This is a genomic window from Streptomyces sp. RPT161, assembly GCF_027533845.1.
GTDB classification, from domain to species: Bacteria; Actinomycetota; Actinomycetes; order Streptomycetales; family Streptomycetaceae; genus Streptantibioticus_A; species Streptantibioticus_A silvisoli_A.
Genome location: NZ_JAPZVN010000038.1, coordinates 1 through 23,185, shown reverse-complemented (window position 1 = coordinate 23,185; position 23,185 = coordinate 1). Strand labels below are relative to the sequence as shown.

At 72.8% G+C, this 23,185-nt stretch carries 2 protein-coding genes; both read left to right on the top strand.

Going from position 1 to position 23,185, the window contains the following annotated elements; all coding sequences use genetic code 11:
* The coding region (locus O5O46_RS34095) for an SDR family NAD(P)-dependent oxidoreductase (protein WP_269859557.1) at positions 1-2,212 on the top strand (2,212 nt) is incomplete at its 5' end.
* A 69-nt stretch (positions 2,213-2,281) separates the two neighbouring features.
* Positions 2,282-23,185 (top strand): type I polyketide synthase (locus tag O5O46_RS34090; RefSeq protein WP_269859556.1); only part of this gene is annotated, 20,904 nt, incomplete at its 3' end.

The window sequence follows — 23,185 nt, the reverse complement described above, 5'->3', positions numbered from 1 at the left end:
GCTACCCACCTACGCCTTCCAGCGCCAACGCTACTGGCCGGAGGCCCCCGCGCTGGAGACGGTCGAGTCTTCACCGTCCGACCCGACCGACGCCCTGTTCTGGGAGGCCGTCGAGCGCGAGGACCTGGACTCCCTCGCCGACACCCTGGAGATCGACGGCGAGCCGCTGGGCGCCGTACTGCCCGCACTGTCCTCGTGGCGCCGCCAGAGCCGTGAGAAGTCGACGGTGGACGGCTGGCGTTACCGCGTGACGTGGCAGCCGCTGGCCGAGGAGCGGACGGCCCGGCTCTCCGGAACATGGCTGCTGGTAGTGCCCGAGACCGGGACCGCCCAGACGGCGGACGTCGCCCGAGTGCTCGCCGAACGCGGGGCTTCCGTAAGGCAGTTGCCACTGGCGGTCGCCGACGCCGACCGGAAGGTGCTGGCCGACCGACTGCGCGACGAGCTTCCGGTCGGCGAACGGATCGGCGGAGTGCTCTCGCTGCTCGCGTTCGACGCCCATCCGCAGGCGCTGCACGGCTCGCTCGCCCTCGTCCAGGCGTTGGGCGATGCCGGGATCGACGCCCCGCTGTGGTGCGCCACGCGGGGCGCGGTGTCGGTGGCGGCGACGGACCCGGTACGTGATCCGGCGCAGGCGCTGCTGTGGGGCTTCGGCCGGACGGTGGCGTTGGAGTACCCGCAGCGTTGGGGTGGTCTGGTCGATCTGCCGGAGGCCGCCGATGAGCGTGCGCTGTCCCGGCTGGTCGCGGTACTGGCCGGGCTGGACGGTGAGGACCAGGTGGCGGTGCGCCCCGCGGGGCTGTTCGCCCGCAGGCTGACCCGTGCCTCGCTCGCCGACGCGGTCGCGGTGCGCGGCTGGCGACCGGACGGCACGGTGCTGGTCACCGGCGGTACGGGGGCGCTCGGCGGGCACGTCGCCCGCTGGCTGGCGGACAACGGTGCCCAGCACCTCGTGCTGACCAGCCGCCGCGGCCTCGACGCACCCGGCGCCACCGAACTGCGTGACGAGCTGTCCGAGTTGGGCGCCGAGGCCACGATCGCGGCCTGTGATGTGGCCGACCGGGACGCGCTGGCCGCACTGCTCGCCGACATTCCCGCCGACCGGCCGCTCACCGCGGTCGTGCACACCGCGGGAGTGCTGGACGACGGTGTGCTGGACGCGCTCACCCCGGAACGGTTCGCCACCGTGCTGGGGCCGAAGGCGGACGCCGCGCGCAACCTGCACGAGCTGACCGCGGAGTTGGACCTGTCGGCGTTCGTGCTGTTCTCGGGTGTCGCGGGCACGCTCGGTGACGCCGGTCAGGCCAACTACGCCGCCGCCAACGCCTACCTGGACGCACTCGCGGAGCACCGCCGGGCCAACGGCCTGACGGCCACCTCCGTGGCCTGGGGGCGCTGGGGCGACAGCGGCCTGGCCGCGGGCGGCGCCATCGGCGACCGCCTCGATCGGGGCGGTGTTCCGGCGATGGCACCGCGGTTGGCGATCAGCGCGCTACAGCAGGCGCTGGACCACGACGAGACGACGGTGGCCATCGCGGACATCCGCTGGGAGCGGTTCGCCCCCGGGTTCACCGCGGTGCGCCGCAGCCCGTTCATCGGCGAACTGCCGGAGGTGCGGCGGCTGGCGCAGGCCGGTGTCGCGGGCGACGAGTCCGCTGCGGCCGGGTCGTCGGCGGAGGCGCTGCGGCAGCGGCTGGCCGGGATGTCGCAGGCCGAACAGTCGCTGGTGGTGGTGGAGTTGGTCCGCTCGCACGCGGCCAGCGCGCTCGGCCACCCGTCGACCGCGGAGGTCGGCGCGGGCCGGGCGTTCAAGGAGCTCGGCTTCGACTCCCTGATCGCCCTGGAACTGCGCAACCGGCTGACCGCGGCCACCGGGCTGCGGTTGCCCGCGACGCTGGTCTTCGACTACCCGACGCCCGCCGCGCTGGCCGACTTCCTGCGTGCCGAGATCACCCAGGACGGCGGGGCCACGGCGGCCCCGGGCATAGCGGAGCTGGAGAAGCTGGAGTCGGCGCTGTCCGTGCTCGACCCGGACAGCGAGACCCGGGCGGACATAGCACTGCGCCTCCAGGCCCTGCTGGCGAAGTGGGGCGAACCAGAGCCCACTTCGAACGGCGCGACCGTGACGGAACAACTGCAAGAGGCAACACCCGATGAGGTATTCGCCTTCATCGAAAACGAGCTCGGGTTCGGGGACGGCCCCCGGCCATAGCGGTAGCACGACAGAGCGCGGGCATTCCCGGCGCAAGCGTTTGTGACGAGAAGCATGGGTGAGGTTCCAATGGCGGATGCGGATCAGGACAAGATCCTCGACTACCTCAAGCGGGTAACGGCCGATCTGCACCAGACGCGGCAACGCCTTCGCGAGGTCGAGTCGGCGGAACCGGAGCCGATCGCTATCGTCGGTATGAGCTGCAGGTTCCCCGGAGGCGTGGAGTCTCCGGAGGACCTGTGGGAGCTTGTCGCCGGGGGCCGCGACGCGATATCCGAATTCCCCACGGACCGCGGTTGGGACATGGAGTCGCTGTATGACGACGACCCCGACCAGGAGGGCACGAGTTACACCCGCGAGGGTGGGTTCCTCAAGGACGCGGGGAAGTTCGACGCGGCGTTCTTCGGAATCAGCCCGCGGGAAACCCTCGGCATGGACCCGCAGCAGCGTTTGCTGCTGGAAACCGCGTGGGAGGTGTTCGAGCGGGCCGGAATCGACCCGGCCACGCTGCGCGGCAGCCAGGCCGGCGTGTTCATCGGTACCAACGGCCAGACGTATCCGGAAATCCTCCAGCAGGTACCCAAGGGCGTTGAGGGGTACCTGATGACCGGCAACGCGGCAAGCGTTGTCTCCGGCCGCCTGTCGTACACGTTCGGGCTTGAGGGTCCGGCCGTCACGGTGGACACCGCGTGCTCGGCGTCGCTGGTCGCACTGCACCTGGCCGTTCAGGCGCTGCGCAACGACGAGTGCTCGCTGGCGCTCACCGGTGGTGTGACGGTGATGGCCAGCCCGCGCTCGTTCGTCCAGTTCAGCCGCCAGCGCGGGCTGGCCCCCGACGGCCGGTGCAAGCCGTTCGCCGAGGCCGCCGACGGCACCGGCTGGGGCGAGGGCGTCGGCATGCTGCTCGTCGAGCGGCTGTCCGACGCGCGCAGGAACGGCCACCCGGTGCTGGCGATCGTCCGTGGCTCCGCCGTCAACCAGGACGGTGCGAGCAACGGCCTCACGGCGCCGAACGGCCCGTCGCAGCAGCGGGTGATCCGGCAGGCGCTGACGAACGCCGGGCTGACCCCCGCCCAGGTCGACGTGGTCGAGGCGCACGGCACCGGCACCACGCTCGGCGACCCCATCGAGGCCCAGGCGCTGCTCGCGACCTACGGGCAGAACCGGCCCGAGGGGCGTCCGCTGTTCCTGGGCTCGATCAAGTCCAACTTCGGCCACACCCAGGCCGCCGCCGGTGTCGCCGGTGTCATCAAGATGGTCAAGGCCATCGAGCACGGCGTGCTGCCGAAGTCCCTGCACGTCGACCAGCCGTCCGGCAACGTGGACTGGTCGGCCGGCGCCGTCGAACTGCTCACCGACGCACGCGAGTGGCCGCGGACCGGCCAGCCGCGGCGCGCGGGCGTCTCCTCGTTCGGTGTCAGCGGCACCAACGCGCACACCGTCATCGAGCAGGCCTTCGCACAGGACGAGGCGGCCAGCCCCGAGCCCGCCCCCGGCACCGACCAACAGCCGCTGCCCGTACTGGTGTCCGCGCAGAGCGAGCAGGCGCTGCGCGCGCAGGCCCAGCGGCTGCTCGACCGGGTGACCGGCGACCCCGCGCTCGGCCTGCTGGACCTCGGCCACTCGCTGGCCACCACCCGCTCCGCCCTGGAGCACCGCGCCGTACTGTTCCCCGCTGACCGCGACGAACTGCTGCGGGACCTGGGGGCGTTGGCCCGTGGCGAGGAGACCGCCGACACCGTGCGGGGCGCGGTCGGCGAGGGCAAGACCGCGTTCCTGTTCACCGGCCAGGGCAGCCAGCGGCTGGGCATGGGCAAGGAGCTGTACGCGACGTATCCGGTGTTCGCCGAGGCGCTGGACGCCGTCTGCGCGGAGCTGGACCAGCACCTGGAACGGCCGTTGAAGGACGTGCTGTTCGGGGCCGACACCACACTGCTCGACCAGACCGCCTACACCCAGCCGGCCCTGTTCGCGGTGGAGGTCGCGCTCTACCGGCACCTCGAACGCTGGGGCATCACGCCCGACTTCCTCGTCGGCCACTCGATCGGTGAGCTGACCGCCGCACATGTGGCCGGGGTATTCTCGCTCGCGGACGCCTGCGCGCTGGTGGCGGCTCGTGGCCGCCTGATGCAGGAACTACCCGGCGGCGGCGCCATGGTGGCGATCCAGGCGTCCGAGGACGAGGTCGCCCCCCTGCTGACCGAGCGGGTCAACCTCGCCACGGTCAACGGCCCGACATCGGTCGTGATCGCCGGAGACGAGGACGCGGCGCTGGAGATCGCCGCGCACTTCGAGGAGCAGGGCCGCAAGACCAAGCGGCTCACCGTCAGCCACGCGTTCCACTCCGCGCACATGGACGGCATGCTGGACGCGTTCCGCACCGTCGCCCAGGGCGTCACCTACCACCCGCCGGTCATCCCGATCGTCTCCAACCTCACCGGCGCCTCGGTCACCGCCACCGAGATCCAGAACCCCGACTACTGGGTGCGGCACGTCCGCGAAGCCGTCCGCTTCCTGGACGGCATCCGCTACCTGGAATCCCAGAACGTCACCACGTACCTCGAACTCGGCCCGGACGGCACCCTCACCGCCCTCGCCCAGGAGTGCGTCAGCGACCCGGACGCCGTCTTCGCCCCCGTACTGCGTGCGGGCCGCGCCGAGCCCCACACCCTTGCCACCGCCGTCGCCCGGGCGCACGCCCACGGCGTGCCCGTGGACTGGGCGGCCGTGTTCGCGGGCCGCGGCGGGCGGCGCGTGGAGCTGCCGACGTACGCGTTCCAGCGCGAGCTGTACTGGCCGGAGCAGTCCACCCCGTGGGTGGGGGACGTCACCTCGGCCGGGCTGGGCTCCGCCGACCATCCGCTGCTGGGCGCCACCGTCGCCCTCGCCGACGCCGACGGCTACCTGTTCACCGGCCGCCTGTCGCTGGCCACCCACCCGTGGCTCGCGGACCACGCGGTGATGGACACCGTCCTGCTGCCCGGCACCGCCTTCGTGGAGCTGGCGATCCGTGCCGGTGACCACGTCGGCTGCGAGCTGCTGGACGAACTCACCCTCCAGGCACCGCTGGTGATCCCCCCGCACGGCGGCGTGCAGCTGCAACTCGCCGTCGGCGCGCCGGACGACACCGGCCGCCGGGCACTGACCCTGCACTCCCGGCTGGAGGACGAGGCCTGGCCCGACGGCACCTGGACCCGGCACGCCACCGGTGTGCTCGCCCCCGCCGCCCCGGCCGCACCGTTCGACCTGTCCGAGTGGCCGCCGCGCGGCGCCACCGAGGTCGAGGTCGACGGGCTCTACGACTACCTCACCACCACCGGCTTCGCCTACGGCCCGGTGTTCCAGGGACTGAAGGCCGCCTGGCAACGCGGCGACGAGGTGTTCGCCGAAGTCCGGCTGCCCGAACAGGCCCGCTCGGACGCCGACTTGTTCGGGCTGCACCCGGCGCTGCTGGACGCCGCCCTGCACGCCGTCGGCATCGGCTCGCTGCTTGAGGAGACCGAACACGGCCGCCTGCCGTTCTCCTGGAGCGGCGTCGCCCTGCGCGCCGTGGGCGCCGCGGCGCTGCGGGTGCGCCTGTCGCCCGCCGGGCGGGACACCGTGGCCGTGGCGCTCGCCGACGAGTCCGGCGCGCCGGTCGCCTCGGTGGACGCGCTGCTGCTGCGGCCGGTCTCACCGGACCAGGTGCGCTCGCACGCCGCACGCGGCGCGTTCTACGACTCGCTGTTCCGCGTCGAGTGGACCGGCACGCCGCTGCCCGCCGCGACCACCGTGGCCGCCGGACAGTGGGCGCTGCTGGGCGACGCCGGCAGCGCCGCAATCGCCGACCTCGCCGCCGCCCTGCCCACCGCCGCCGCCTACGCCGACCTGACCGCACTGGGCGACGCCCTGGCCGCCGGGGCCCCCACCCCGCAGGCCGTCGTGGTGCCGTTCGCGGCGGCCGACGGCGACGAGACGCTGCCGGACACCGTGCGCACCGCACTGCACCACGCGCTGGAGCTGGCCCAGAACTGGCTCGCCGACGACCGGTTCGCCGACTCCCGGCTGGTTTTCGCCACCCGGGGCGCGCTCGCCACCCAACCCGACGCCGACGTCCACGACCTGACCCACGCCCCGCTGTGGGGCCTGGTGCGCTCCGCCCAGTCGGAGAACCCCGACCGGTTCGTCCTGGTCGACCTCGACGGACAGCAGGCCTCGCACCGCGCCCTGCCCGCCGCCCTGGCCACCGGCGAGCCCCAACTCGCCCTGCGGGACGGCGCGCTGGCCGTGCCCCGGCTGGCCCGGATCCTCACCGACGACGCCCACCAGGCCCCGGCGCTCGACCCGGACGGCACCGCACTGGTCACCGGCGCCACCGGCACCCTCGGCGGCCTGGTCGCCCGCCACCTGGTGGCCGAGCACGGCATACGGCACCTGCTGCTGACCAGCCGCCGCGGCGCCCACGCCGCAGGCGCCGCGGAACTCGCCGCGGAACTGGAGGAGTTGGGCGCCCAGGTCACCCTGGCCGCCTGCGACGCGGCCGACCGGGACGCGCTCGCCGCGCTGCTGGCGGACATCCCGGCCCAGCACCCGCTGACCGCCGTGGTGCACACCGCGGGCGTGCTGGACGACGGGGTCATCGACTCGCTCACCCCGCAGCGCATCGACCGCGTACTGCCCGCCAAGGTCGACGCGGCGCTCAACCTGCACCAGCTCACCCAGGACAACGAGCTTGCGGCGTTCGTGATGTTCTCCGCCGCCGCGGGCACCCTCGGCGGCCCCGGTCAGGCCAACTACGCCGCCGCCAACGCCTTCCTCGACGCCCTCGCCCAGCGCCGCCGGGTGAACGGCCTGCCCGCCACCGCGCTCGCATGGGGCCTGTGGGCCGAACGCAGCGGCATGACCGGCGAGTTGGCCGACACCGACCTCCAGCGCATCAACCGCGCGGGCGTGGCCGCCCTCTCCTCCGACGAGGGCCTGGCCCTGCTGGACACCGCACGCGCGGTCGGCGACGCCGCCCTCGTGCCCATGCACCTGGACCTGGCCTCGCTACGGCACGCCGACCCGGCCGCGGTGCCCGCACTGCTGCGCGGCCTGGTGCGCACCCCGGCCCGCCGCGTCGTGGAATCCGGCGGCGCCGCACCCGTCGGCGCGCTCGCCGAACGGCTCCTTCGGGTCGACGCCGCCGAACGCGACCGGATCCTCGTAGAGTTGGTGTGCGCCCAGGTGGCCGTGGTACTCGGCTACCCAGGCCCCGAGGCCGTCGACTCGGGCCGGGCCTTCAAGGAACTGGGCTTCGACTCGCTCACCGCGGTCGAGCTGCGCAACCGGCTCGGCTCGGCCACGGGCGTACGGCTGCCCGCCACCCTGGTCTTCGACTACCCGACCCCCGTCGCGCTCGCCGCCTTCCTGCGCACCGAGGTCCTCGGCAGTGACGCGGACGCCGCCGCCCCGGTCGTCACCGCGACCGCCGCGGATGACGAGCCGATCGCGATCGTGGGCATGAGCTGCCGCTACCCGGGTGGCGTCACCAGCCCCGAGGAACTGTGGCGGCTGGTCGCCGGATCCGTCGACGCGATCTCCGAGTTCCCCACCGACCGCGGCTGGAACCTGGACGCCCTCTACGACTCGGACCCGGAGCGCGCCGGTACCAGCTACACCCAGCAGGGCGGCTTCCTGCACGACGCCGCCCAGTTCGACCCGGCGTTCTTCGGCATCAACCCGCGCGAAGCCCTCGCCATGGACCCCCACCAGCGACTGCTGCTGGAAACCTCCTGGGAGGCCTTCGAACGCGCGGGCATCGACCCGACCTCGGTACGCGGCAGCCGTACCGGTGTGTTCGCGGGCGTCATGTACCACGACTACCTGACCCGGCTGCCCGCCGTCCCCGAAGGACTGGAGGGCTACCTGGGCACCGGCAGCGCGGGCAGCGTCGCCTCCGGCCGCGTCTCCTACGTCTTCGGCCTGGAGGGCCCCGCGGTCACCATCGACACCGCGTGCTCCTCGTCGCTGGTCGCCCTGCACCTCGCCGCGCAGGCACTGTGCAACGGCGAGTGCGAAATGGCGCTGGCCGGCGGCGTCACCGTGATGTCCACCCCGGACACCTTCATCGACTTCAGCCGCCAGCGCGGCCTCTCCACCGACGGCCGCTGCAAGTCGTTCTCCGCCGATGCCGACGGCACCGGCTGGTCGGAGGGCGCGGGCATGCTGCTCGTCGAGCGGCTGTCCGACGCGCGCAGGAACGGCCACCCGGTGCTGGCGATCGTGCGCGGTACGGCGGTCAACCAGGACGGTGCGAGCAACGGCCTGACCGCGCCGAACGGTCCGTCGCAGCAGCGGGTGATCCGGCAGGCACTGGCCAACGCCAGGCTGACCACGGCCGACGTCGATGTGGTCGAGGCGCACGGTACGGGCACCACGCTCGGCGACCCGATCGAGGCGCAGGCGCTGCTGGCCACCTACGGCAAGGAGCGGCCGGAGGACCAGCCGCTGTGGCTGGGCTCCATCAAGTCCAACATCGGCCACTCCCAGGCCGCCGCCGGTGTCGCCGGGATCATCAAGATGGTGATGGCGATGCGGCACGGTGTGCTGCCGCAGACCCTGCACGTCGGTCAGCCCTCGCCGCACATCGACTGGTCGGCGGGCGCGGTCGAGCTGCTGACCGAGGCGCGGGAGTGGCCGCAGACCGGCCGGGTGCGCAGGGCCGGTGTGTCCTCGTTCGGCGTGAGCGGCACCAACGCCCACACCATCATCGAACAGGCCCCGGAACCGGAACCCGCCGCGGCCGGAACCGTTGACCTGCCGGTACTGCCGCTGGTGCTCTCCGGCCGTACCGATGACGCGCTTCGGCAGCAGGCCGAGCGACTGCTGGCCCATGTCGAGTCCGACCCGGACCTTGAACTCAACGACCTCGCCTACTCGTTGGCCCTGACCCGCTCCGCCCTGGAGCACCGGGCCGCGGTGGTCGCGGGCGACCGGGACGGCTTCCTGCGGGAGCTGGCGGAGCTAGCCGAGGGACGCGGCGCGGTACGAGGTGCCGTGGCCGAAGGCAAGTTGGCGTTCCTGTTCACCGGGCAGGGCAGCCAGCGGCTCGGGATGGGCCGGGAGCTGTACGAGTCCTATCCCGTTTTCGCGGCGGCGCTGGACGAGGTGTGTGAGCGGTTCGAACTTCCGCTCAAGGACGTGGTGTTCGGCGCTGACGGCGGCCTGCTGGACCAGACCGCCTACACGCAGCCCGCGTTGTTCGCCATCGAGGTGGCGCTGTTCCGGCTCGTCGAGTCGTGGGGTCTGAAGCCTGACTTCCTGGCCGGGCACTCGATCGGCGAGCTGGCCGCCGCGCATGTCGCTGGTGTGCTGTCGTTGGAGGACGCCTGCACGTTGGTGGCCGCTCGCGGCCGTCTGATGCAGGAGCTGCCGGGTGGCGGCGCGATGGTGGCCATCCAGGCGGCGGAGGACGAGGTCGTCCCGCTGCTGGTCGAGGGCGTGAGCATCGCCGCGATCAACGGACCGACATCGGTCGCCATCGCCGGTGACGAGGACGCGGCCCTGAAGATCGCCGCGCGCTTCGAGGCGCAGGGCCGTAAGACCAAGCGCCTGACCGTCAGCCACGCGTTCCACTCGTCGCACATGGACGGGATGCTGGAGGCGTTCCGCGAGGTGGCGTCGGGCCTGACCTACGAGGCCCCCCGTATCCCCATCGTCTCCACCCTCACCGGCACGTTGGCCACCGCCGAGGAGATCGCCGACCCCGACTACTGGGTCCGCCACGTGCGCCAAGCCGTCCGCTTCCTCGACGGCGTCCAGGCACTGGAAGCCCAGAACGTCAGCACGTTCGTCGAACTCGGCCCGGACGGTACCCTCACCGCCCTCGCCCAGGACTGCGTCGCCGACCTCGACGGCAAGGCGTTCTTCGCCGTACTGCGCGACGGCCGACCGGAGGCGGAGACCCTCACCGCCGCAATCGCCCGCGCCCACACCCGTGGTGTGACCGTCGACTGGCAGGCCTACTTCGCCGGAACCGGCGCCCGTCGGGTCGATCTGCCGACGTACGCCTTCCAGCGGGAGCGCTACTGGCTTGAGGCGCCCGCCGGTTGGGTGGGCGACGTGGAGTCGGCGGGACTCGGCGAGGCGCGGCACCCGCTGCTCGGCGCCGCCGTCGCGCTGGCCGACTCCGACGGTGTGCTGTTCACCGGCCGCCTGTCGCTCGACACGCACCCGTGGCTGGCCGACCACGCCGTCATGGGCACGGTCCTGCTGCCCGGCACCGCCTTCGTGGAGTTGGCGATCCGCGCCGGTGACCAGGTCGACTGCGACCACCTGGAGGAACTCACCCTGGAGGCGCCGCTGGTGCTCACCGAGCACCAGGCGATCCAGCTGCAGATCGTGGTGGGCTCGCCCGACGAGGCCGGACGCCGCCCGCTCGACCTGTACTCGCGCGCCCAGGACGCCCCCGCCGACGAGCCGTGGACCCGGCACGCCAGCGGCCTGCTCGCCCCCGGGGCGCAGCGGCCGTCCTTCGCGCTGACCGAGTGGCCGCCGTCCGGCGCCGAAGCCGTGGAGACCGAGGGCCTGTACCAGCACCTGGCCTCCGGCGGCTTCGCCTACGGCCCGGTCTTCCAGGGACTGAAGGCCGCCTGGCGGCGAGGCGACGAGGTGTACGCCGAGGTCCGGCTCCCCGACGACCGGCAGTCCGAGGCCGGTCTCTACAGACTGCACCCGGCGCTGCTGGACTCCGCGCTGCACGGCACGTTCGTCCAGGACGGCGCGGACGAACAGGGCCGACTGCCGTTCTCCTGGCGGGGCGTGACCCTGCACGCCGTGGGTGCCGGTGCGCTGCGGGTTCGGCTCGCCCCGGCCGGTACCGACGGCGTGTCGCTGCAACTGGCCGACGGCAACGGCGAGCCCGTGGCGTCGGTGCAGAACCTGATGCTGCGTCCGGTCTCCGCCGACCAACTCGCCACCGCCCGTACCGCGTACCACGAGTCGCTGTTCCGGCTGGACTGGGCCACCGTGCCGGTGACGCCCGCCACAGCCGACGGCTGGGCGGTGCTGGACGGCGCCGAACCCACCCTGCCCGGCGTCCGGTTCGCCGACCTCGCCGCGCTGCGGGACGCCGTCGACGCGGGCACGCCCGCCCCCGAGTACGTCTTCGCGCCGCGCGCCGCGTCCACCGTCGAGGACCTGGCCGAGGCGGCCCGTACCGCCACCCATGAGGCGCTGGACCTGGTCAAGGCGTGGCTGGGGGACGAGCGGTTCGCCGGTTCCCGGCTGGTGTTCGTCACCCGGGGTGCGGTCGCCACGCACACCGACGCCGACGTCCAGGACGCGGCGCACGCGCCCTTGTGGGGTCTGGTGCGCTCGGCGCAGTCCGAGAACCCGGACCGCTTCGTGCTCGCCGACCTCGACGGTGACGACAGCTCGTACCAGGCCCTGCCCGGCGCACTGGCCTGCGGCGAACCGCAGTTCGCGGTGCGCCGCGGCACCGTGCACGCCCCCCGGCTGGCCCGGGTCGCCGCGACCGGCGCCCTGGTGCCCCCGGTCGGGGAGCGGGCGTGGCGGATGGACATCCAGGACAAGGGCACGCTGGAGAACCTGACGTTCATCCCCTGCCCGCAGGCGGCCGAGCCGCTGGCGCCGGGCGAGGTCCGCGTCGCGGTCCGGGCGGCGGGCCTGAACTTCCGTGATGTGCTCAACGCGCTGGGCATGTACCCGGGGGACGCGGGCCTGATGGGCAGCGAGGGCGCCGGTGTCGTCGTGGAGACCGGTCCCGGCGTGACCGACCTGGCCCCCGGCGACCGCGTCATGGGCATGCTGCCCGGCGGATTCGGACCACTGGTGGTGGCCGACCGGCGGATGATCGCGCCGATGCCGGACGGGTGGACGTTCGCCCAGGCCGCGTCCGTGCCGATCGTCTTCATGACCGCCTACTACGCCCTGCGCGACCTCGCCGGCCTCAAGTCCGGTGAGTCGCTGCTGGTGCACGCCGCCGCGGGCGGTGTGGGCATGGCCGCCGTGCAGCTCGCCCGGCACTGGGGCGTGGAGGTGTTCGCCACCGCCAGCCCCGGCAAGTGGGACACCCTGCGCGGCCTCGGGCTGAGCGACGACCGGATCGCCTCGTCCCGCACCCTCGACTTCGAGGAGACGTTCCGGGCGGCCAGCGACGGCCGCGGTGTGGACGTCGTACTGGACTCGCTGGCACGGGAGTTCGTCGACGCCTCACTGCGACTGCTGCCGCGCGGCGGCCGGTTCGTGGAGATGGGCAAGACCGACGTCCGCGACCCCGAGCAGGTCGCCGCCGAGCACCCGGGCGTGTCGTACCAGGCGTTCGACCTGGTCGAGGCGGGACTGGACCGCATCCAGGAAATGCTCACCGAGCTGCTGGAACTCTTCCAGCGCGGCGCGCTGCGCCCGCTGCCGATCAGTGCCTGGGACCTGCGCAAGGCCCCCGACGCGTTCCGCTACCTCAGCCAGGCGCGGCACGTCGGCAAGGTGGTGCTCACCGTCCCCGCCGACTGGAACCCGGACGGCACCGTACTGATCACCGGTGGCACCGGCACCCTGGGCGGCCTGATCGCCCGGCACGCCGTCACCGAGCGCGGCGCCCGTCACCTGCTGCTGACCAGCCGCCGCGGCGCCCAGGCCGACGGCGCCACCGAACTCGCCGCGGAACTGGAGCAGTTGGGCGCCAAGGTCACCATCGCCGCGTGTGACGCGGCCGACCGGGACGCGCTCGCCGCGCTGCTGGCGGACATCCCGGCCCAGCACCCGCTGACCGCCGTGGTGCACACCGCGGGCCTACTGGACGACGGCGTCGTCGGCTCGCTGACCCCCGAGCGGGTCGACCGCGTGCTGCGCCCCAAGGTGGACGCGGCCTGGAACCTGCACCAGCTCACCCGCGACCTCGATCTGGCCGCGTTCGTGCTGTACTCCTCGGCCGCCGGTACGTTCGGCGGCGCGGGCCAGGCCAACTACGCGGCCGCCAACACCTTCCTGGACACCCTCGCCCAGCACCGGCAGGCCCAGGGCCTGCCCGGTACCTCGCTCGCCTGGGGCCTGTGGGCCGAAGCCAGCGGCATGACCGGCGAGTTGGACGAGACCGACAAGTCCCGGATGACCCGTTCCGGAGTGCTCGGCCTGTCCTCGGCCGAAGCACTGGAGCTGTTCGACGCCGCCCACCAGGTGGGCGACGCGCACCTGGTGCCCATGCGGCTCGACCTGGCGCCGCTGCGGCACGCCGACGCCAGCATGGTGCCCGCGCTGCTGCGCGGCCTGGTGCGCGCACCGGCCCGCCGTGCCGTTGAGGCCGGTACCGGCACATCGGGGTCGTCGCTGGTGGACCAGTTGGTCCGGCTGCCCGAGGCGGAACGCGACCAGGTCCTGCTCGACCTGGTACGCACCCAGGTGGCCGCCGTGCTCGGCCACGCCTCTCCCGACGCGGTCGAGGCCACCCGGGCCTTCAAGGACCTGGGCTTCGACTCGCTGACCGGCGTCGAGTTCCGCAACCGCCTTGGCGCCGCGGCGGGCCTGCGCCTGCCCGCGACCCTGGTCTTCGACTACCCGACGCCCACCGCGCTCGCCGCCTACCTGCGTGCCGAACTCCTCGGCGCCGAGGCCGCGGCGGCGGTGACCCAGCAGACGGCCACCGCCGTGGACGACGACCCGATCGCGATCGTCGCCATGAGCTGCCGCTTCCCCGGTGACGTACGCACCCCGGAAGACCTGTGGGAGCTGCTGCGCGAAGGCCGGGACGGCATCTCGCACCTGCCGTCCGATCGCGGCTGGGACATCGAGGCGCTCTACGACCCGGACCCGGACAGCCCTGGCACCTCGTACGCACGCGAGGGCGGCTTCTTCTACGACGCCAACCACTTCGACCCGGCGTTCTTCGGCATCAACCCGCGCGAGGCGCTGGCCATGGACCCGCAGCAGCGGCTGCTGCTGGAAACCTCCTGGGAGGCGTTCGAGCGGGCCGGAGTCGACCCGACCGCCCTGCACGGAAAGCAGGTCGGCGTCTTCGTCGGCCAGATGCACAACGACTACGTCTCGCGCCTCAACGTGGTACCCGAGGGCGTCGAGGGCTACCTGGGCACAGGCGGCTCCAGCAGCATCGCGTCCGGCCGCGTCTCGTACACCTTCGGCTTCGAGGGACCCGCGGTCACCGTCGACACCGCGTGCTCCTCGTCGCTGGTCGCCCTGCACCTGGCCGCGCAGGCACTGCGCAACGGCGAGTGCACGCTGGCCCTGGCGGGCGGCGTCACCATCATCACCACGCCCGAGGTGTTCACCGAGTTCAGCCGCCAACGCGGGCTGGCCGCCGACGGCCGCTGCAAGCCGTTCGCGGCTGCCGCGGACGGCACGGCATGGGGCGAGGGTGTCGGCATGCTGCTTGTCGAGCGGCTCTCCGACGCCCAGCGCAACGGCCACCCGGTGCTGGCGATCGTGCGCGGTACGGCGGTCAACCAGGACGGTGCGAGCAACGGCCTGACAGCGCCGAACGGTCCGTCGCAGCAGCGGGTGATCCGGCAGGCGCTGGCCAACGCCGGGCTGACCACGGCCGACGTGGACGCGGTCGAGGCGCACGGTACGGGCACCACGCTCGGCGACCCGATCGAGGCGCAGGCGCTGCTGGCCACGTACGGGCAGGGGCGGCCGGAGGACCAGCCGCTGTGGCTGGGCTCCATCAAGTCCAACTTCGGTCACACCCAGGCCGCCGCCGGTGTCGCCGGGATCATCAAGATGGTGATGGCGATGCGGCACGGTGTGCTGCCGCAGACCCTGCACGTTGACCAGCCGTCGCCGCACGTTGACTGGACGGCCGGAGCGGTCGAGCTGCTGACCGAGGCGCGGCCGTGGCCGCAGACCGGCCGGGCGCGCAGGGCCGGTGTGTCCTCGTTCGGCATGAGCGGCACCAACGCCCACGCCATCATCGAACAGGCAGCGCTGGCACAGGACGAACGCCCGGAAGCGACCCGGCCGGGCACGGTCGTGCCATGGACCCTGTCGGCGAAGACCGCCGACGCGCTGAGCGGCCAGGCCGAACTCCTGCGGTCCCGTCTCACGGCCGAGCCGGATCTCCAACTCGCCGACGTCGGATACTCGTTGGCCACCGGCCGCGCGCTCTTCGAGCACCGCGCGGTAGTCGTCGCGGGCGACCGGGACGGCTTCCTGCGGGAGCTGGCGGAGCTTGCCGAGGGACGCGGCGCGGTACGGGGTGCCGTCGGGGACGGCAAGGTGGCGTTCCTGTTCACCGGGCAGGGCAGCCAGCGGATCGGGATGGGTCGGGAGCTGTACGAGGCCTACCCGGTCTTCGCCGAGGCCTTGGATGCGGTGTGTGAACGGTTCGAAGTACCGCTGCGGGATGTGATCTTCGGAGCCGACGGCGGCCTGCTGGACCAGACTGCCTACACGCAGCCTGCCTTGTTCGCGGTTGAGGTGGCCCTGTTCCGGCTCGTGGAGTCGTGGGGGCTGAAGCCTGACTTCCTGGCCGGGCACTCGATCGGTGAGTTGGCCGCGGCGCATGTCGCTGGTGTGCTGTCGCTGGAGGACGCCTGCACGTTGGTGGCCGCTCGTGGTCGCCTGATGCAGGAGCTGCCGGGTGGCGGTGTGATGGTGGCGGTCCAGGCGGCGGAGGACGAGGTCGTCCCGCTGCTGGTGGACGGTGTGAGCATCGCCGCGATCAACGGGCCGACGTCGGTCGTCATCGCGGGTGATGAGGCTGCGGTTCTGGAGGTCGCGGCTGGGTTTGAGGCGCGGGGTCGTAAGACGAAGCGGCTGTCGGTCAGCCATGCGTTCCACTCGTCGCACATGGACGGGATGTTGGAGGCGTTCTGTGAGGTGGCGTCGGGCCTGACGTATGAGGCTCCGCGTATCCCGATTGTCTCCAATCTGACCGGTGCGGTGGTGTTGGCCGAGGAGATCGGGACTGCGGACTTCTGGGTCCGGCACGTGCGCGAGGCCGTCCGCTTCTGCGACGGCATCCGGGCCTTGGAGGCCGAGGGCGTCACGACGTTCGTCGAGCTGGGTCCGGACGGTGTGCTGTCTGCGATGGCGCAGGAGTGCGCCGAGCGGCCCGAGGACGCGGTGTTCGCCCCCGCTCTCCGCAACGGTCGTCCCGAGGCCGAGACGCTGGCCCTCGCCCTGGGTCAGGCCCACGTACGCGGCGCGGCCGTGGACTGGGCCGCCTACTTCGCCGGCACCGGCGCCCGGCGCGTCGATCTGCCGACGTACGCGTTCCAGCGCCAACTGTTCTGGCTGGACGCAGGATCGGCGGGCGGCGACGTGTCCTCCGCCGGACTTGGCGCGGCGGACCACCCGCTGCTCGGCGCGGCGGTCGAACTGCCGGACTCCGACGGGCTGGTGCTCACCGGTCGGCTGTCCCTGCAATCGCACCCGTGGCTGGCCGACCACGCGGTCATGGACACCGTTCTGCTGCCCGGCACCGCCTTCGTGGAACTGGCCCTGCGGGCGGGCGACCAGGTTGGCTGTGACCACCTGGACGAGCTGACCCTGGAGGCGCCGCTGGCGCTTCCGGAGCGCGGCGGTGTGCAGTTGCGGCTGACGCTCGGCGCGGCCGACCATGCGGGGCGCCGTGCGCTGACCCTGCACTCCCGGCCGGAGCACGCCCAGGCCGACGAGCCGTGGCAGCGGCACGCCACCGGTGTACTCGCCGCAGGAGCGCCGCAGGCCGCCTTCGAACTGGCCGAGTGGCCGCCGCAGGGCGCCCAGCCCATCGAGGTCGACGGGCTGTACGACGGCCTTGCCGCGTCCGGCTTCGGTTACGGGCCGGTGTTCCAGGGCCTGAAGGCCGCTTGGCGGCGCGGTGACGAGGTGTTCGCCGAGGTTTCCCTGGCGGACGAGGCCGAGGCGGAGGCCGCACGGTTCGTGCTGCACCCCGCACTGCTGGACTCCGCGCTGCACGCCTTGGGGCTGCGTGCCGGAGAAGCTTCCGAGCAGGGCCGGTTGCCGTTCTCCTGGAGCGGTGTGACGGTGCACGCGGTGGGCGCCACCGCGCTGCGGGTCCAACTCCGGCCCGCCGCGACCGGCGATGTATCGCTGGCGCTCGCCGACACGACCGGCGCCGCCGTCGCCTCCGTGGAGAGCCTTGCGCTGCGCTCGGTCTCGCCGGAGCAACTGGGCGGCGCACCCGGCGCCGGGCACGGGGACTCGCTGTTCCACGTGGACTGGACGGCGCTGACTGTCGGTGCCGAGCCGGTGCCGTATGACGACCGTTGGGCGCTGCTCGGCGATGCGGGTGCTGGTCTGCCCGTCACCGGGTACCCGGACCTGTCCGCGCTGGTCGCTGCGTTGGAGTCGGGCGCGGCGGTGCCGCAGACGGTCTTCGCCAGCCTGCCGAGCGGCGGTCCGACCGGTGCCGCTGCCGTGCACGAGGCCGCCAACGCGGCGCTGGAGTTGCTGCGGACCTGGCTGGACGACGAGCGGTTCGCCGACTCCCGGCTGGTGTTCGTCACCCGGGGCGCGGTGGCCACCCGTGCCGACGCGGATGTGTCGGACCTGACGCACGCCCCGGTGTGGGGTCTGGTGCGCTCGGCGCAGTCGGAGAACCCGGACCGCTTCGTCCTGGTCGACCTCGATGGCACCGAGGAGTCGCGCCGGATCCTGCCCGCCGCGCTGTCCACCGGCGAACCGCAACTCGCGCTGCGCGACGGCGAGGTACGGGTGCCGAGGCTGGCTCGCGCCACCGCCGAGGCCACCGGGACCGAGTGGGATCCGCAGGGCACGGTATTGATCACCGGCGCCAGCGGTACCCTCGGCGGCCTGTTCGCCCGCCACCTCGTCAGCGAGCGCGGCGTACGCCACCTGCTGCTGGTCAGCCGCCGTGGCGCCCAGGCCGAACTCGTCGCGCGGCTGGAAGAACTGGGTGCGCAGGTCACCAGTGCCGCGTGTGATGTGGCCGACCGGGACGCGCTGGCCGAGGTGTTGGCCGCCGTTCCGGCCGAGCACCCGCTGGCCGCCGTGATCCACACCGCCGGTGTGCTGGACGATGGCGTGATCGGTTCGCTCACCGAGGAGCGGGTCTCCAACGTCCTGCGCCCGAAGGTGGACGCCGCCTGGAACCTGCACGAACTCACCCAGGACCTGGACCTGTCGGCGTTCGTGCTGTTCTCCTCGGCCGCCGGTACGTTCGGCGGCGCGGGCCAGGGCAACTACGCGGCGGCCAACACCTTCCTGGACGCGCTCGCCCAGCACCGCAGGGCGAACGGAGTTCCGGCGCTGTCGCTGGCCTGGGGCCTGTGGGACGAAGCGGGCGGCATGGCGGGCGAGTTGGCCGACGCCGACCGTGGCCGCATCAGCAGGGGTGGTATCAACGCCATCTCCGCCGAGCAGGGCCTCGCCCTGTTCGACCTGGCGGAGTCGGCGGGCCACGCCCAACTGGTGCCGCTGCCACTGGACATGACCGCGCTCCGGGCGCAGGCGGGCAGCGGCATGCTGCCCTCGCTGCTGCGCGGCCTGGTCCGCACCCGGCGCACCGCGTCGGCCGCCGCGGCCGTACCGTCCGGCGCGCTGGCCCAGCGGCTGGCCGGGTTGGCGGACGCCGAACGGGACGCGGCGCTCCTGGAGTTGGTGCGCGAGCAGGTCGCCTCGGTGCTGGGTCACGACTCGACGGACGCGGTGCAGGCCGGCCGGGCGTTCAAGGAGCTGGGCTTCGACTCGCTCACCTCCGTCGAACTCCGCAACCGGCTGGGCGCCGCCACCGGCGTCCGGCTCCCGGCCACCCTGGTCTTCGACTACCCGACCGCCGCGGCGGTCGCCGAATACCTGCGCACCGAGGTGCTGGGCATCGAGGCCGCCGTGGCCGAGGCCACGCCGAAGGTCACGGTCTCGGCCGACGACCCGATCGCGATCATCGGGATGAGCTGCCGCTACCCCGGTGGTGTGGAGACCCCCGAGGACCTGTGGCGGCTGGTGCTCTCCGGCGGAGACGCCATCTCCGAGTTCCCACAGGGCCGCGGATGGGACCTGGACGCGCTGTACGACCCGGACCCGGACGGCAAGGGCACCAGCTACACCCGCGAAGGTGGATTCCTGCACGACGCGGGCCAGTTCGACCCGGCGTTCTTCGGGATCAGCCCGCGCGAGGCCGTGGCGATGGACCCGCAGCAGCGACTGCTGCTGGAGACCACCTGGGAGGCGTTCGAGCGGGCCGGTATCGATCCGACCACCATGCGCGGCAGCCGTACCGGTGTCTTCGCGGGCATCATGTACCACGACTACGCGACCCGTATCACCTCCGTGCCCGACGGTGTGGAGGGCTACCTGGGCACCGGAAACTCCGGAAGCATCGCGTCCGGGCGCGTCTCCTACGCGTTCGGTCTGGAAGGCCCAGCGGTCACCGTGGACACCGCTTGCTCGTCGTCGCTGGTCGCTCTGCACTGGGCGATCCAGGCGCTGCGCAACGGCGAGTGCTCCATGGCACTGGCCGGTGGTGTGACGGTGATGTCGACTCCGGGCACCTTCACCGAGTTCAGCCGCCAGCGCGGGCTGGCCGCGGACGGCCGCATCAAGTCGTTCGCCGCCGCCGCCGACGGCACGAGCTGGTCGGAGGGCGCGGGCATGCTGCTCGTCGAGCGGCTGTCGGACGCGCGGAAGAACGGCCACCCCGTACTGGCCGTGGTCCGTGGCAGCGCCATCAACCAGGACGGCGCCAGCAACGGCCTGACCGCGCCGAACGGTCCGTCGCAGCAGCGGGTGATCCGGCAGGCGCTGGCCAGCGCCGGTCTGGCCAGCAGCCAGATCGACGTGGTCGAGGCGCACGGCACGGGTACCACGCTGGGCGACCCGATCGAGGCGCAGGCACTGCTTGCCACCTACGGGCGGGAGCGTGACGAGGACCAGCCGTTGTGGCTGGGTTCCATCAAGTCGAACATGGGCCACACCCAGGCCGCCGCCGGTGTCGCCGGGATCATCAAGATGGTCATGGCGATGCGGCACGGTGTGCTGCCGAAGACGCTGCACGTGGACGAACCCACGCCGCATGTCGACTGGGCGGCGGGCGCGGTCGAGCTGTTGACCGAGGCACGGGAGTGGCCGCAGACCGGCCAGCCCCGGCGGGCCGCGGTCTCCTCGTTCGGCATCAGCGGCACCAACGCGCACACCATCCTTGAGCAGCCGCCGGTCGACGAGCGTCGACGCACCGCCACGGTGACGCCGCCGGTGCACGCCTGGCCGCTGTCGGCGAAGACTCCCGAGGCGCTGCGCGCCCAGGCCGAGCGCCTGCGGGACCGCCTCCAGGCCGAGCCCGGCCTCGAACTGGCCGACGTCGGCTACTCCTTGGCGACCAGCCGGGCGGTATTCGACCACCGCGCGGTGGTCACCGCCACCGACCGCGACGGCCTGCTACGGGCTCTGGCGGCGCTCGCCGAGGACGGCGTCACCGCGGGTCTGACCCAGGGCACGGTGACCGACGGCAAGGTCGCGTTCCTGTTCACCGGGCAGGGCAGCCAGCGGCTCGGCATGGGACGGGAGCTGTACGAGGCGTATGCCGTCTTCGCCCAAGCGCTGGACGAGGTGTGTGAACGGTTCGAACTACCGCTGAAGGACGCGCTGTTCGGTGCCGAAGGTGATGTGCTGGACCAGACCGCCTACACGCAGCCGGCGTTGTTCGCGGTCGAGGTGGCGCTGTTCCGGCTGGTGGAGTCGTGGGGCCTCAAGCCCGACTTCCTGGCCGGGCACTCGATCGGTGAGCTGGTCGCCGCGCATGTGGCTGGTGTCCTGTCGCTGGACGACGCGTGCACGCTGGTGGCGGCTCGTGGCCGTCTGATGCAGGAACTGCCTGGCGGCGGTGCGATGGTGGCGGTCCAGGCCGCGGAGGACGAGGTTTCGCCGCTGCTGGGCGAACGGGTCGACATAGCCGCGATCAACGGTCCGACGTCAGTGGTGATCGCCGGTGACGAGGACGCGGTACTGGAGATCGCCTCCGGCTTCGAGGCGCAGGGCCGTAAGACCAAGCGCCTGACCGTCAGCCACGCCTTCCACTCCGTCCACATGGACGGCATGCTGGCGGACTTCCGCAAGGTCGCCGAGGGCCTGACGTACGAGGCGCCGCGCATCCCGATCGTCTCCAACCTCACCGGTGCGCTGGTGTCGGACGAGGTGCGCACGGCGGACTTCTGGGTGCGGCACGTCCGCGAGGGCGTCCGCTTCCTCGACGGGGTACGGGCGCTCGAAGCCGCGGGTGTGCGGACGTACGTGGAGCTGGGGCCGGACGGAGTGCTGTCGGCGATGGCGCAGGAGTGCGTCACGTCCGAGGGCGCCGCGTTCGTACCGGTGCTGCGCGGTGCCCGTCCCGAGGCGGAGACGCTGGCCCTGGCGGTGGCCGGAGCGTACGTGCGCGGCGTACCGCTGGACTGGCAGGCGCACTTCGCCGGAACAGGCGCGCGCCGGGTGGAGCTGCCCACGTATCCGTTCCAGCGCGAGTGGTACTGGCTCAACTCCGGTACCGCGCCGACGGGTCCGGGCGACGCGGCCGGGTTCGGCCTCGGCGCCACCGACCACCCGCTGCTCGGCGCCGCGGTCGAACTACCTGACGCCGACGGCTTCCTGTTCACCGGCCGACTCTCCCTCGACACCCACCCCTGGCTTGCCGACCACGCCGTGATGGACGCGGTACTGCTGCCCGGCACGGCGTTCGTGGAAATGGCCCTGCGCGCCGCGGAGCAGGCCGGTTGCGAGCGGATCGAGGAACTGACCCTGGAGGCGCCGCTGATCCTGCCCGAACAGGGCGGGGTCCAACTGCGGCTCTCCCTCGGCGCGGCCGACGAGTCCGGGCGACGTTCGCTGACCCTGCACTCCCGGCCGGAGCAGGACACCGAGTGGCTGCGGCATGCGACGGGTGTGCTGGCCGAGGGCGCCTCGAAGGCATCGTTCGACTTCGGCGCGTGGCCTCCGGCCGACGCGCAGTCGGTGGCCGTCGACGGGTTGTACGAGGGCCTGGCGGCTGCCGGGTTCGCCTACGGGCCGGTGTTCCAGGGCCTGCGGGCGGCGTGGCGGCGTGGCGATGAGGTCTTCGCCGAGGTCGCCCTGCCGGACGGCGCCGGGGACGCCGGCTTCGGCCTGCATCCGGCACTGCTGGACGCGGTGTTGCACGGCATCGGGCTTGGTGGACTGGTCGAGGAGACCGGACAGGGGCGGTTGCCGTTCTCCTGGTCGGGGGTGGCCCTGCACGCGGTCGGCGCCTCGGCGCTGCGGGTGCGGTTGGCTTCGGCCGGGCGGGACGCGGTGGCGCTGGAGATCGCCGATGCGGCGGGTGCGCCGGTGGCGTCGGTGGACGCGCTGGCCCTGCGGTCGGTCTCGCCGGAGCAGTTGGGCGGCGGCCGAGGCGGCGTGGCGGAGTCGCTGTTCCGGGTGGAGTGGTCGCCGGTCAACGTGACCGACGGCGCGCAGCCGGACGGCGGTTGGACGGCGCTCGACGCCGCGGAACTGGCGTCGACGGCCTCCGTACCCGGCACCGTGGTGATCGACGGCCTGACCTCCGCCGCCACGGCCTCCACGGAGGACGTGCACGGCGCCGTGCACAGGGCACTGGAGCTGGTGCGGTCGTGGCTGACCGATGAGCGGTTCGCGGACGCACGGCTGGTGTTCGTCACGCACGGTCCGGAGGACCTTGCGGGTGCGGCGGTACGGGGTCTGGTGCGTTCGGCGCAGTCGGAGAACCCGGGCCGGTTCGGACTGGTCGACGGCCTGGAGGTCTCCCGGGAGCTGCTCGTGGCCGCGCTGGCGTCCGGTGAGCCGGAGGTCGCGGTACGCGACGGCCGGATCGAGGCGCCCAGGCTGGTGCGGGCCACGGCTGAGGGCGATGAGGTTGAGTTCGGTGCCGATGGCACGGTGTTGATCACGGGTGCCAGTGGTGAGTTGGGTGGTGTGTTCGCTCGGCATCTGGTGGGCGCGCGTGGGGTGCGGCATCTGTTGTTGGTGTCGCGTCGGGGGGCTGAGGCTCCGGGTGCTGCCGAACTCGCCGCTGAGTTGTCGGAGTTGGGC